This window comes from Legionella gresilensis (assembly GCF_900639865.1).
Lineage (GTDB): Bacteria > Pseudomonadota > Gammaproteobacteria > Legionellales > Legionellaceae > Legionella_C > Legionella_C gresilensis.
In genome coordinates this window covers 208,716-223,244 of sequence record NZ_CAAAHX010000002.1, presented here as the reverse complement: position 1 = coordinate 223,244, position 14,529 = coordinate 208,716, and the positions used below count along the sequence as shown (strand labels likewise).

Here is a 14,529-nt window from a genome sequence, read left to right as displayed (position 1 = left end):
GTTAAGGCCGGTCATCAACTTCACGACGCTGACTAGGAAGAAAATCTTTTCTATCAAGTCCCATACCAACTGCTAAAGCGCCAGCTACATAAATGGAAGAATATGTTCCTACAACAATACCTATTATTAACGCAAGCGAGAAGCTACGAATTGTCTCACCACCATAGATAAAGAGAGCAACAACAACAAATAATGTAAGCAATGAAGTCATGATAGTTCTTGATAACGTTTGATTAATTGAAATATTCATGATTTCTAATGGTTCAGCACGACGAATTTTGACAAAATTTTCTCTTACTCTATCAAACACGACAATCGTATCATTAAGAGAATAACCTATTACAGCTAAAAGACCTGCTAGCGCTTTTAAATCAAATTCAACGTGAAACATAGCGAATATGCCTAATATCAACACTGGATCATGGATTAAAGCAACAGCAGAACTTACTGCAAGGCGGTATTCAAAACGCATGGCAATATAGATCATTGTTCCTAACAAAGACACGATAATAGCTAAGGCACCTTTCGTTGCCAATTCCTCACCTACCTGCGGGCCTACAAAATCAACTCGTTGCTTAATAGCGCCTGGCGGTAAAGCACCCATAACTTTATCAACTAAGATGCTTTGCTCTTGATTCATTCGTGGAGCAATACTAATTAAGACATCTTTTGAAGTACCATAGCTAATTACCTGTGCTTCTTTAAAACCAGCTTGATAAAGATTATCACGAATCAATGTAAGATTAGCTGACTCAGGAAAAGACACTTCGATTTGCGTACCACCGGTAAAGTCAAGGCCCCACTTTAAGCCATTAACTACCAAAGCACTAATCGAAATAATGAAAATTAGGGCAGAAAATATAGCTGTCCACTTTCTTGCCCCCATAAAATCTATTTTTGAATTTGGATTAAAAAATTCCATCTATTTCTCGCCTTAAATACCTATAGATAATTTTTTTACATTCCGTCCGCCATAGTACCAATTTACTATCGCACGTGTATAAGTAATGCTTGTTAGCATTGAAGTTAATAAGCCTAATGACAATATAACTGCAAAACCACGTACTGGTCCGGTCCCTATCGCAAATAACACAACACCAACAATTAGAGTTGTAACATTAGCATCGATAATGGTTGAGAAAGCCCGATCATAACCTGCATAAATCGCTGCTTGCGGTGACATGCCATTACGTAGTTCTTCACGTATACGTTCATAAATTAAAACGTTCGCATCAACTGCCATACCTACTGTTAAAACAAAAGCCGCGATACCAGGTAAGGTGAGGGTAGTACCAATTAATGATAATAACGCACTTAACAAAACAAGGTTTAAAAATAAGCCAATATTCGCCACTAAACCAAAAAACCGATAGTAAACTAACATAAGTATTAAAATTAAACCCATGCCAACTTCTAAAGATACAATTCCACGGCGTATATTTTCTTTACCCAGTGAAGGACCAACCGTACGTTCCTCAACAGGATAAATGACTGCCGGTAAGGCGCCTGCACGAAGTAATAAGGCTAAATTGCTGGCTTCTTTTGAATCTGTTAAGCCGGTGATCTGAAAGTTATTTCCTAACGCATTTTGGATAACAGGTGCACTAATAACGCGTTCTTCACGATGAGAAGCACGTTTTGCAACGCCGTTTATTGTTTGTAAAGCTGTTTTCGTTTCTACGAAAACAATTGCCATCCGTTTACCAATGTTCTCACGTGTTATTTTGGTAAATAAACTTTCGCCGCCACCGCCAAGTTGAACCTGTACTGCTGGTGAAGCAGTTTGTTGGTCAAAGCTAGAAACAGCACTGGTAATTGAATCGCCACTTAATACAACTTGTTTTTTTAATAAAATTGGATGGCCATCCATCATATAAAGTTTACTATTAACCGGAACCGCACCCGTTTGTTTAGCAACCTGCGGATCATTTTCTTGATCAACAAGATGAAATTCTAACGTTGCTGTACCACCTAAAATTTGTTTTGCCCTGGCCGCATCCTGGATTCCAGGCAGGTCAACAGCTATTCGGGTAGCGCCTTGTTGCTGAACAACAGCTTCACCAACGCCTAACTCATTAACTCGATTTCGCAAAATACTCATTGTTTGTTCGATGGTACTTTGTCTTATACTATTAAGCTCAGTTGGTGCTAAGGAAACAACTAGTGTGTTTGTTTCTTTTAATTTATTAACTGCGATACCTGGTAAGTTGTTTTTAATCTCAAGAGCAGCATCGTCAATCGCTTCAGGGGTACGAAATATAATATTGATACCTTTATCTGGAAAATAACGAATACCTGCATAACGTATTCCCTTTTCTCGCAAATCTTGACCAATATTTTTCATTAATCCTTCATAGCGACGATTGATCAAACTATCAACATCAACTTCTAAGAGAAAATGAACACCACCACGTAAATCAAGGCCCTGCTTCATAGGTTCAGCATTGATTTTACTAAACCAACTAGGCGTAGCAGGCGCTAAATTCAAAGCAATTGTGTAACCTTGACCTAAGCCTTTTTTAAGGACATCTTGAGCTAATAATTGGGTATCAGTTGAGGCGAATCTTAATTCTACGCTTTCATTACTAGCAGTTATCGAATTGTAGTTTATTTTAGCCTCAGCAAGAAGATTGGCTACCTGCTGTTTAAGTTGCTCAATATCTATTGTTGTTTGCGAAGATATTTGGATAGCCGGATCCTCACTATATAAGTTTGGAACAGCATAAATAAGACCAATTACAGCAACAATAACTAACGCTATATTTTTCCAAAACGGATATTTGTTATGCATCATAAGTCTAGTCCCTACCAGCTTAAAGGGCTTTAATAGTACCTTTAGGTAAAACTGCCACAACAGCATTACGTTGAACGTTAATATCTACACCCTCAGCAATGCTAATTCTAATAAATTGTTCATCTATATTAGCTACTTTTGCCAATATACCCCCTGAAGTAACAATTTCATCTCCTTTTTTTAAGTTACTTATTAGCTCTCGATGTTCCTTAGCCCTCTTATTATTTGGCCTTATTATCATAAAATAGAATAAAACAAAAATAGCAACTAGCATTACTAAAGGAAATGCCCCATCAGCTTGGCTCGCAGGTGCTGGTGTAGCTGCAGCCATTGCATTCGTGATAAAAAAACTCATATTGGTCTCCTCAAATGTGCCATTAGACCTTTTGCCTAATTTATTCCTTTTACATTAATATGACCTAAAATAAAAATACTAAACTTAGTACTACAAAGCCCTTACAACATCATAAGGTCTCAAAGAGCAAATTAGGCAAAAGGTCTATTTTATCGTTACCTTAAAATATAAGGCAGAACAAAATTGCGTGACATCATATCGGGATTTTACGCTGACGTAAATGAGCATCGACACAATTCAATTCTTTAATTTTGATTAATAAGATAATTTTGACAATAATAAACATTATGCTGGATTAAATAACGCTGTGCTAATAGAGGTGTATGCTGCAGTAAATGATGTAAATAAGCGCGTGTTAATTGCGTGCTACAAGTTTGGCATTGGCAGTTTTGTTTAAGCGTCAGATAATCTTGTTGAAATTCTTGCTCAAGGATATTAATTTTTTCCTCTTCATTATAAAACACCCCGCGCATGCCATCTTCCGCAGGCTGATTTGACTGAAAATTATAATTGTTTTGCAAAAGAAGTTGCATTTCGTGTAATTGAAAGTCACCGATAAGATAAAGCTTATTATTGGCGTTTGGCAAATTATTATACTGATAATTAAAGGGTTGCTCTTTAAAGCTACAATAATAACCCGTTGTAGATATATCATCTTTGGCTTCTTCAAAATTTAGGTAAAGCTCGATTTCAGCTAAGAGCGGCTGCCAAAACTGTTCAAAATATTGTGCGCTTCCCAATGGAAGAAGGACCTTATTTGGTTTAAGTGCTTTAATTAACTTAGATAACTCGGATACAGAAATTTGTACAAGTTGACCATCATAAGTAGAACGAATTTCATATATTCCTTCTGTACGCGAAGGCTTTAGTAAAGCATTTAAAACAAGCTGCCCCGGCCAAGAAATATAATTTCGTAACTGCGTTAGTTTCTGCAAAACAGGTAAGCCAGGCTTTACCAACAATTCATCTATTTGATACGCAATTGTTCTGACGCCAGCATTCTGCCAATTTGCAAAAGTAAGACAACTACCAGCGTGACTTGATAAAAGTGGAATATACTGACTTAAAGCGTTTTCTTGCATCTTTATAATCCATTTACAATAGTAAACAGGCATCGCCATAACTAAAAAAGCGATACTTTCTAGCAATGGCTTCTTTGTACAAAGCCATCGTTTGATCATAACCAATAAAGGCTGCGACCAACATTAACAAAGTTGATTCAGGCAGATGAAAATTGGTGATTAAACCATCACAAATTTTAAACTTATAACCTGGATAAATAAAAATATTAGTTTCTCCCTGACCTGCCTCTAAATGACCTTTTTGAGCTGCACTTTCAAGGCTTCGTAATGAAGTTGAACCAACAGCAATCACTCGTTTGCCTTGTGACTTGGTTTGCTTAACAAGCTCGCATAAGGTTTCGCTAATTATATACTGCTCGTTATGCATCTTATGATCAGTAATATTATCACAGCGCACAGGCCTAAACGTCCCAGCTCCCACATGGAGTGTGCAGTAACCTATCTTTATTCCATGGTCTTTTAATTCAGTTAAAATCTCTTCATCAAAATGAAGACCTGCTGTAGGGGCTGCGACAGATCCTTTATGTTTAGCATAAATGGTTTGATATCGCTCTTTATCCTTAAGTTCATTAGGCCGCGTTATATAAGGCGGTAAAGGAATATTGCCAATTTCTTCTAACATAGTATCAATGTTACCTTCAACCTGACAGAGGTAGAGATCATCAACTTTTTCAATGACTTGCACCTGCCAATTTGAGTCTAGAAAAATAGTCATGCCGGGGCGGGGTGCTTTGCTCGCTTTAATATGGGTTAAAAAATGATGATAATCTTGAATACGTTCTATTAAAAATTCAACCCGTCCGCCAGTTTCCTTTACACCAAAGAAACGAGCAGGAATAACCTTAGTATTATTCATTACTAAAAGATCACCAGGTTTTAAGAGTTTAGGAAGATGGTCAAATTGATGGTGATTATAAATTTGCTCTTCTTTATTATAAAATAATAAACGAGAGTCACGACGATTTTCTAAAGGGAATTGAGCAATGAGTTCCTCAGGTAAATCAAAATAAAAATCTTGCCTCTTCATCAAACAACCTGTTAATCATATTGACTATATTATAGCCTTAACACGTCAGTTTAGCATCCTTTATCTACTTTAATCCCTAGTATTACTGACTATAAATCTGTTAAGAGTATTGCTATAATATTTTAATTATTATTAAGTATTAATTCTATGTTGTCTTTACGCCAAGTTACCCTCTCTCAAGGTAATAAAGTTTTACTCACCAAAGCTTCGTTAGCCTTGCACGAGAAGCAAAAAATTGGGTTAGTTGGTAATAATGGCTGTGGTAAATCAAGTCTTTTCAGCTTAATTTTAGGGCAACTTACCGCAGATGAAGGGGAGTGTCAGCTTAACCCTCAATTACGTATCAGCTACCTTTCTCAACAATTACCTGATAGCGAAGAAACCGCCCTAGATTTCGTTCTTGCCGGAGATGAAGATTATTTTCTTTTACAACAACGCTTAAAAGAAGCAGAAGATGCAAGAAACGATGCACAAATAATAGCTTGCCATGAACAGCTAAGCCAAACAGGCGGTTATAGCAAACCTGCCAAAGCTGCAGCAATTATGGATGGCCTTGGCTTTGAGTTTAGAGAGCAGCAACAACCCGTCAATAGCTTCTCTGGCGGTTGGCGTATGCGTTTAAGTCTTGCCCGCTGTCTGATGAATCCTGCTGATTTGATTTTACTTGATGAGCCAACTAACCATTTGGATATGGAAGCTATTTTCTGGCTGGAAAGATGGCTTAGACAAAGCCCTAGTAGCATTATTGTTATTTCACACGATCGTGAATTCCTAGATGCGTTTGTAACGCATATTCTTCATATCGAACAGCAAAATACATTTCTTTATTCAGGTGATTACAGTAGATTTGAACAGGCGCGGGCCCAAAAGTTAGCTTTGCAACAGGCAACTTATACAAAGCAGCAAGAAAAAATCAATCATTTGATGTCTTTCGTTAATCGTTTTCGAGCTAAAGCGACCAAAGCAAAACAAGCACAAAGTCGTCTTAAGATGATCGAAAAAATGGAAGTAATCGCCCAAGCACAGGTTGATTCTCCCTTCTCCTTTGAATTTTTTCCTTGCCCAAAAGCTACTTCTTCGCTTATTCGTTGTGAGCAAGTCGCCGCCGGCTATGCAGCAGATACACCCATTTTAGAGCAAATCAATTTAATTATTAATTCTGGCGCACGTATGGGCTTATTAGGGCCAAATGGCGAGGGAAAATCAACATTAATTAAAACTCTTACAGGTAATCTTTTACCTCTTAAAGGTGAGATTTTATCCTCTGCTCACTTAAATATTGGCTATTATGCTCAGCATCAATTAGAAGAGTTAAATCCCAAATTAAGTCCCCTTGAAACCATTCAGGCACTTTCTCCTACTGCTACTGAACAAAGTATTCGCGATTTTTTAGGCGGATTTAATTTTATAGGCGATATGGCTGTTAATGCTATTCATTACTTTTCAGGCGGAGAGAAAGCGCGATTAGCTTTAGCTAAGTTGGTTTGGCAAAAGCCTAATCTTTTACTACTTGATGAGCCCACTAACCATCTTGATTTAAGTATGCGCTCCGCAATAGAAATTGCCTTACAAAGTTATGAAGGCGCTTTAATCTTAATTTCTCATGACCGACATCTTCTACGTAGCGCCGTTGATGAGTATTATCTAGTTTACAATAAACAAGTACACCCCTTTAAAGGTGACTTAGATGATTATTATATTTGGCTATCTGATAAAACTAATAGCAAAAAGCAAGTTGCTCAGGAAAATAATGTAAATAATAATTATAAAGAACGTAAGAGTTTACAAAATAAATTAAAGAAACTCGAGCAAGAAACTTATAACTGCCAACAACGTTTAAATTGCCTTCAAAATGATTTAGCTGATGAAACCCTTTATGCAAGCAACCATTCAGAAAAATTGCAATCTCTTTTAAAAGAGCAACAAAAGGTTAAGAAACTTCTGCAAATAGCAGAGGAAGAGTGGTTAACTGCAGCCTCCCTTTTAGAGGAAATAGGTGGTTAAACTTAATCTTTTTGTAAAAGGTTCCTATATTATACCAATTACGAACTTAATCTTAGCTTGCAGCAACTGACTGCAATTACCCGTGCAAATAAAGTATTTTAATAGGATTTCTATTTAAGCGTTCCCTTAATTGTATGATATAAATTTATGTTTTTCTCTATAAAATTATTTGTCATCCCATAGGCGAAGAGCTAACTCTCAATTACCATTGTGGCTAATTGCCACATGGGTTCCCGCCTACGCGGGAAAGACATGCAGTAGCCACGCAATCAAGCTAGGTTAAGTATTTCGTCATCCCATAGGCGGAGAGCTAACTCTCAATTACCATTGTGGCTAATTGCCACATGGGTTCCCGCCTACGCGGGAAAGACATACAGTAGCCACGCAACCAAGCTAGGCTAATTATTTCGTCATCCTATAGGCGGAGATTTATCTAAATGTTTGACCAAGGAGCACCGGTAGAGGCAGTCATCCCCGCGTAGGCGGGGATCTATACATCAATTTGCACTGAAGTTAGTTTTTATATAGAGCTCTGCCTATACGAAAATGACAGATTAATTTGAGAATATTAATTTAGAGAAACTGAAATAAAAGGTACTAATACAGATTTACTTATTTCTTCAGGAACTGTAAAAGCTCTTTAGCTGCTTCCTGTTCTGCCCTACGTCGGTTTGAACCAGATCCAATTGTAGTTTTAGCAATGCCGTTTACCGTACACGAAATATAAAAAACTTGTTCATGTTCTTCACCTTCTATTTTCAGTAAATTGTATTCAGGTAAAGGTTTTTTCCTAGCTTGGAGAAATTCTTGTAATTGTGTTTTGGCATCCTTTAAATTTGTTTGTAGTTCTTTATTTTCTAAGCGTGAAGCATACAATTTGAGGATAAGGTTTTGACAAGCTTCCATGCCACCATCTAAATAAACGGCTGCAAATACAGCTTCGAGTGCATCAGCTAAAATAGATGCACGACGAAAACCACCACTTTTGAGCTCGCCTTGACCTAAATATAAGTAATCGCCAAGACTTAATTCTGCTGCAATTTCAGCAAGTGTTTCACCTTTTACTAAAAAAGCACGTAAGCGACTTAATTGGCCTTCACTTTCCTGCTCAAAGCGACTAAAAAGTGCATGCGCAATAACAAAACTTAAAATAGAATCACCTAAAAACTCAAGCCGTTCATTATTCGCCGTGCCAACACTACAATGAGTTAAAGCCTGCTTTAAGTAAGCTATGTTTTTAAACTGATAGTCTATTTTTCGACAAAGTCGAGATAAATCAATGGGAATCAACAGTAACCTCTTGCGACTCATTAAATTTAAATAACAAGTTTACATTAGAAATAATTGGCCTAATAACATCATATTTTACGGTGACAAGAAAAAGATTTTCTTGATCAGTCGGTGTAACACTTATATTCTCTGCAGGAATATCATTTATTCCATTGATATAGAGTTGATTCATTAACTTTTGTTTTAAAGAACCAGCATCTAATGTCTCATCACCTTTTATATTACCAAGCGATTTAATAGAACTTTTCACTTCGTAATTTTGAATATAAACCGGTACCACACGCATCACTAAAATACCAACAATCACAATTATCGCTGCAGTAAGTAGAAAACCAATTAAAGTAATTCCTTTTTGTTTATTCATTATCCATCCTTATCGAATTAAATGTCCTAGTTTCGACCATCTAATACTATCTGTTTTACCGTTCCAACTCATCCAGACTAAAAATGCTTTACCACGTAAATATTCATCCGATACAAATCCCCAATAACGACTATCTGCGCTATCATCACGATTATCACCCATCATAAAATACTGACCTTTAGGGACCTCTATTTCAAAATCGTAAGCAGCGATATCAGGGCGAACATAAATATCATGTTCAACGCCATTCAGATTTTCACGATACTTCACCACAGCCTTACCTGAACTTTCGTCTATTGTCCGCTCAACAAAAGTCTGCTTCATCTCTTGACCATTAATAGTTAGCACTTTGTTATGATAAGCAACTTTGTCACCTGGAACTCCAATAACGCGCTTTATATAATCATAAGTTGGATCAGGTGGCCAACGAAATACAGCAATTTCTCCTCGCTTAGGGTTAGCAATAGGAATCACTTTTTTCTCTACTACAGGAAGACGAAGTCCATAAGCAAATTTGTTTACAGCTAAAAAATCACCTACTAGTAAAGTAGGCTCTAAAGAACCAGACGGTATTCTAAAAGGCTCAATTAAAAATGAACGCAATAATAAAACAATAAAAAAAACTGGAAAAAATGAGCGGGCATACTCAATAATTTTGTTGGGTTTTTGATTTGGCGCTCTTTTCTTTTCCCAAAACAAAATATCTAGCAGATAAATAATACCGCTCACAAAGGAAAGAATAACTAATATTAAAGCAAAATTCATACTTATTTTCCTAATAAAAAATTAACCTAGGAAACTTAATAAAAAAGTTCATCAACTGTTATTGAAGTAATTACTTTTTTCTATCTGTTTGAAATACAGCCATAAATGCTTCCTGTGGTATTTCAACGTGGCCAACTTGCTTCATGCGTTTTTTACCTGCTTTTTGCTTTTCAAGTAACTTACGCTTCCGAGACACATCACCACCATAGCATTTTGCAGTTACGTTCTTACGTAGGGCTTTAACAGTTTGCCGAGCAATGATATGACTTCCTAGTGCCGCTTGAATAGCAACATCAAACATTTGTCTTGGTATTAATTCACGCATTTTATCAGTTAATGCTCTGCCTCGGGATTGAGCAGCACTACGATGCACGATTACAGCCAGCGCATCAACCTTTTCACTATTAATAAGGACGTCTAATTTTACTAAATCAGCTTCATCAAAACGCAAAAAATTATAATCCAGCGAAGCATAGCCCCTACTGACTGATTTTAACCGGTCAAAAAAATCTGATACCACTTCACTCATCGGTAAGTCATAAGTCACAGATACTTGTCGTCCACTATAAGTCATATTGACTTGGACTCCTCGTCTTTCAACACAGAGTGTAATAATTTGTCCTAGGTAATCATTCGGCACCAATATATTCGCTCGAACAATTGGCTCAAACATTTGTTTAATTTGTTGAGTAGGCGGTAATTGAGAAGGGTTATCAATCATTAAGGTTTCACCCTTAGTAGTGATAACTTTATAAACTACAGTAGGCGCAGTAGAAATTAAATCAAGATTGTACTCTCGCTCTAAACGCTCCTGAACAATCTCCATATGAAGCATGCCTAAAAACCCACAGCGAAAACCAAAACCTAATGCTTCTGATGATTCAGGTTCATAAAATAACGATGCATCATTCAAACTTAACTTAGCTAATGCTTCGCGAAATGCTTCAAAATCATCGGCACTAATGGGAAAAAGCCCTGCATAAACTTGTGGCTTTACACGTTTAAAACCAGGTAATGGAGCTTCGGCTTGAAATTTTTCAAGAGTTAACGTATCTCCTACCGGCGCTCCATGAATATCTTTAATACCAGCAACAACATAACCTACTTCACCAGCTTGTAAGATATCCTTTTTCGTCCGCTTAGGTGTAAAAACGCCTATTTGATCTGTTTCATAAGCTCGGCCGGTAGACATAACCCGAATTTTATCTCCTCTGCGTAAAGTTCCATTAACAATACGAACAAGGGAGACTACGCCAAGGTAACTGTCAAACCATGAATCAATAATTAAAGCTTGAAGCGGTGCATCAGTATCACCTTTTGGTGGAGGAATATATTCGACTAAAGCTTCTAATACATCTTCAACCCCTAAACCACTTTTAGCGCTCACATGAATGGCATGGTGTGCCTCAAGGCCAATAATATCTTCGATCTCATTAATAACCCGCTCAGGTTCTGCTTGCGGCAAGTCAATTTTATTAAGCACAGGTAAAACTTCTAAATTCTGCTCAATCGCTGTGTAACAAACAGCTACTGTTTGTGCCTCTACGCCTTGAGCAGCATCAACCACTAAAATAGCGCCCTCACACGCCGCAAGTGAGCGAGATACTTCATAACTAAAATCAACATGCCCAGGCGTATCAATAAAATTTAGTAAATATGTCTTACCATCTCGCGCTTTATAATTTAGGGAAACGCTTTGTGCTTTAATAGTGATACCACGCTCGCGCTCAATATCCATCGAGTCAAGGACCTGCTCCGCCATTTCCCGATCAGTGAGTCCACCACAAATCTGTATAAATCTATCTGCCAAAGTGGATTTACCATGATCAATATGAGCAATAATTGAAAAATTACGAATTTGCGCTAAGTCGCTCAAGTGAAAAACCTATTATTAAAATGGCTCTATTCTAGCTTATTAATTGCCTTGCAGAAAGACTGTTTTAAGTTGTATTTAAGTTTAAAGGCTACAAATTTTAAATAAAGTCAACAAGGAGCATTGTTGTCGCTAAATTTCTTGCATAAAATGTCCTTTTTAAATAAAAGGATTGTCATGCGTTTAATCTTAGCATTAATTTTTACTGTATTTACTTTCTTTAGCTATGCTGATTCAGCACTTATTGAACATCCGGATGTGCAAAAATTTATTGATTTTATGGTAAAAAAGCATGGCTTTAGCAAGCAATATGTTGTTCAAGTCATAAAGGATGTGCAAATTCAACCACAAATCATTGAGTCAATGGAAAAACCTTATGAAAAGAAGCCTTGGGACATTTATAAACAACTCTTTTTAACTCAGCAGCGTATTGAAGGTGGCATTGAATTTTGGAAAGCTAATCAAAAGGCTTTAATGCAAGCTGAAAAGCAATATCATGTCCCTGCTAGCGTTATCGTTGCTATCATTGGTGTTGAAACATTATATGGAAAACATCAGGGAAATTACCGAGTACTTGATGCCTTAGCAACTCTAGCTTTCAATTATCCAAAACGCTCTGCCTTTTTTACTAAAGAGCTTGCTGAATATTTATTACTTTGTCGTGAACATAATGTCCCACCCACTCAATATTTTGGTTCTTACGCTGGCGCCATGGGTAAGCCTCAATTTATGCCTAGTAGTTATCGCTATTATGCAGCTGATTTTTCAGGAAATGTTAGAAAAGATCTCATGAATGACGATCAGGCTGTCATCGCTAGTGTGGCTAACTACTTTCACAAACACGGTTGGAATTTAAATCAAGAAGTGGCTCAACCAGCACGCGTTACAAGCCCCAAAGTCAAGCAAATTAATACAGCAAATAAAAATGCTGTCTATGCTCCTAAACAACTTTTAGCAGCTGGTGTTCAGCCCTTAGCAAAAATTAAAATTCAACCTAATAAAGTTGGTTTAATTGCCCTAGATACAGCTCAAGGTTCTGAATATTGGCTTACTTATCCAAATTTTTATGTTATTACTCGTTATAATAATAGCCCACAATATGCCCTTGCTGTTTATTTACTTGCTCAAGAATTACAACATCAATGGGCAACTTTAACGATGAAAAAAACAGCTTACGTTTAATTCATCTTAATAGAATTTAAAAAGCTTTTTAGGTAATTTAAAGTCTTTTAAGCTATTTTGGTCATTTTAAATTTTATCGGTATACTTCTATTGATACAGTACCGTTAAAACGAACAAGGATGAGTGTGTCTACCTGTTTTCTATTTATAAAATATTTAACTGATGAAGGCTGTTTAAGCTTAAGTTTAAATGCACAAGGTATTCTTGACGCACCGCTGGCTCAACGTAGCTTTGAAGAACTTCAACAATTAAAAACCACTTCTATAAAAATGATTGCAGTTGCTCCCGCAGAATACTTTAGTTTTCATCGAGTCGAATTAGCCTGGTTGCCAGAAAAAAAAGCTCGCGCAGCAATTCCCTATGCTTTAGAAGAAAAATTAGCCGAAAATGTTGAAGAATTACACTTTAGTTTCGATAAACATCATTATTATCAAGACCATTACTTAGTAGCTGTATGTAAAAAAAGCTATTTAACTCAAATTATTTCGCTACTTGATAATCATAATATTCAATTTGACTCGTTTACTCTTGACTGGTTTGCTTTAGATAATAATGAAGCTTGCCTTATCAATAATAATTTATTAGTTCATGATGATTTAGCTTTTAACGGTTTATTAAATTTAGAATTAGTAAATGTTTATCTAAAACAAACACCGTCAGATTTAACTGTTTATATTTTTGATGAAAATCCAGCAATAACGATACCGCAATCATTATTAATTAATGAGGATCCTTTAGTATGGATTGCTAAACGTTTGCAAACTCGTCATTTGCTTAATCTTTGTCAAGGACCTTTCAGCCATAATCCTACCACTAGTAAAGTAAAAAAATGGTATTATGCTGCTGCTACCATGACCCTCTTATGGTTAATTAGTTTATTAACTTTAACAGGCCTTAAAATTTACTCGCTTAATACCAAGTTAACTGACATAGATAGTCAGACTGCTGTCATCTATCGCCAGTTTTTTCCTCAAGCACAACAGGTTATTAGTCCTCGTTTTCGTATCGGTCAATTACTTAAAAGTCAGAGTGGCTCTGATAATAACTTCTGGGTTTTATTAAACGAGCTAACAGAAGTACTTAGCAATAATAATTCAACCATTGAACAATTACGATTTCAAAATCAAATCATGCAAATAACAGTCATTAGCAATGATTTTAACTCGCTTGAAGGATTACAAACTAGCTTACAACAAAAACGAATTAATGTACGGCAAACCCAAGCCTCCTCTAAAGATGGTCAGGTTGTAGGGGTTTTGGAGCTTAGTCTATGATAAATTATTGGAATAATTTAAATGAGCGGGAAAAGTGGCTAGTAGGATTAGGGGTTACTTGCATAATCATTTATTTATTTTATTTATTAATCTTTTCTCCACTTACCTCAGCCGTCAATGAGAAAGAAAAGCAACTTAAAGAAAAACGGGAAACGTTAGTGTGGATGCAACAAGTTAAACAACAGTTGCCTAACAATCAACATTTACAAGCTGTTTCTAGCAGTAAATTGTTAAGCATTATTGCTACTGAATTAACAAGTCAAAATCAAAACTTCCAAAAATTACCTTATCAATTACAACAAACAAGCCAGGGTGATATTCAGTTATCTTTTGATACAGTTCCTTATAAGATTTTTTTAACTTGGTTATGGCAATTAAATAGCCGTTATGCACTAACCTTAAAACAAGTCATGATAGAGAGAACAGCTACACCTGGCTTGGTTAAATTAACAGTGATTATTGCAAGCAAAGCAGCCTAATTTAATTTAAATGATACCTCATCATCAGGTTAGTGATATA

At 36.3% G+C, this 14,529-nt stretch carries 13 protein-coding genes; 4 read left to right on the top strand and 9 right to left on the bottom strand.

Annotation, left to right across the window (positions count from 1 at the left end; genetic code table 11):
• Position 1: 1 nt before the first annotated feature.
• The 5 genes from secF to queA all read right to left on the bottom strand — a co-directional run bounded on the left by secF (position 2) and on the right by queA (position 5,258).
• Positions 2–922, bottom strand: coding sequence for a protein translocase subunit SecF (secF, locus tag E1P04_RS02815; RefSeq protein ID WP_131781404.1), 921 nt, complete (start codon positions 920–922; stop codon positions 2–4).
• Between the two features lie 12 nt (positions 923–934).
• A complete protein-coding gene (gene secD / locus E1P04_RS02810) occupies positions 935–2,791 on the bottom strand; it encodes a protein translocase subunit SecD (RefSeq protein WP_131781558.1) in 1,857 nt (618 codons plus the stop codon).
• 22 nt (positions 2,792–2,813) lie between these two features.
• Complete coding sequence (yajC, locus tag E1P04_RS02805; protein WP_131781403.1) at positions 2,814–3,149, bottom strand: preprotein translocase subunit YajC; 336 nt, start codon at positions 3,147–3,149, stop codon at positions 2,814–2,816.
• A 245-nt stretch (positions 3,150–3,394) separates the two neighbouring features.
• The gene (locus E1P04_RS02800; RefSeq protein ID WP_165482658.1) at positions 3,395–4,231 is read right to left on the bottom strand and encodes a hypothetical protein; all 837 of its coding nucleotides are present in this window, start codon (positions 4,229–4,231) and stop codon (positions 3,395–3,397) included.
• Between the two features lie 13 nt (positions 4,232–4,244).
• Positions 4,245–5,258, bottom strand: a complete 1,014-nt coding sequence (gene queA, locus E1P04_RS02795; RefSeq protein WP_131781401.1) for a tRNA preQ1(34) S-adenosylmethionine ribosyltransferase-isomerase QueA — start codon at positions 5,256–5,258, stop codon at positions 4,245–4,247.
• Between the two features lie 147 nt (positions 5,259–5,405).
• Between queA and E1P04_RS02790 the strand changes: the two genes are divergently transcribed.
• Entirely contained in the window at positions 5,406–7,262 is a 1,857-nt protein-coding gene (locus tag E1P04_RS02790) for an ABC-F family ATP-binding cassette domain-containing protein (protein ID WP_131781400.1), read from the top strand.
• Between the two features lie 612 nt (positions 7,263–7,874).
• Here the strand turns inward: E1P04_RS02790 and rnc are convergent.
• The 4 genes from rnc to lepA form a co-directional block, all read right to left on the bottom strand.
• Positions 7,875–8,549 carry a ribonuclease III gene (gene rnc, locus E1P04_RS02785; protein WP_131781557.1) on the bottom strand — a complete coding sequence of 225 codons (675 nt, stop codon included), beginning with the start codon at positions 8,547–8,549 and terminating at the stop codon, positions 7,875–7,877.
• Positions 8,539–8,916, bottom strand: a complete 378-nt coding sequence (locus tag E1P04_RS02780; protein ID WP_131781399.1) for a DUF4845 domain-containing protein — start codon at positions 8,914–8,916, stop codon at positions 8,539–8,541. The genes rnc and E1P04_RS02780 overlap by 11 nt, the downstream gene beginning before the upstream one ends.
• A 9-nt stretch (positions 8,917–8,925) precedes the next feature.
• On the bottom strand, positions 8,926–9,681 hold the full coding sequence (gene lepB / locus E1P04_RS02775) for a signal peptidase I (protein ID WP_131781398.1): 756 nt from the start codon (positions 9,679–9,681) through the stop codon (positions 8,926–8,928).
• 70 nt (positions 9,682–9,751) lie between these two features.
• A complete protein-coding gene (gene lepA, locus E1P04_RS02770; RefSeq protein ID WP_131781397.1) occupies positions 9,752–11,557 on the bottom strand; it encodes a translation elongation factor 4 in 1,806 nt (601 codons plus the stop codon).
• Between the two features lie 174 nt (positions 11,558–11,731).
• On the opposite strand from lepA, the gene mltB reads away from it, so the two are divergent.
• The 3 genes from mltB (at position 11,732) to gspM (ending at position 14,489) form a co-directional block, all read left to right on the top strand.
• Positions 11,732–12,736, top strand: a complete 1,005-nt coding sequence (gene mltB, locus E1P04_RS02765; RefSeq protein ID WP_131781396.1) for a lytic murein transglycosylase B — start codon at positions 11,732–11,734, stop codon at positions 12,734–12,736.
• Positions 12,737–12,861: 125 nt separating this feature from the next.
• A complete protein-coding gene (gene gspL, locus E1P04_RS02760; protein WP_165482657.1) occupies positions 12,862–14,010 on the top strand; it encodes a type II secretion system protein GspL in 1,149 nt (382 codons plus the stop codon).
• The gene (gene gspM, locus E1P04_RS02755) at positions 14,007–14,489 is read left to right on the top strand and encodes a type II secretion system protein GspM (RefSeq protein ID WP_131781394.1); all 483 of its coding nucleotides are present in this window, start codon (positions 14,007–14,009) and stop codon (positions 14,487–14,489) included. Before gspL ends, gspM begins: the two co-directional genes overlap by 4 nt.
• Positions 14,490–14,529 lie beyond the last annotated feature (40 nt).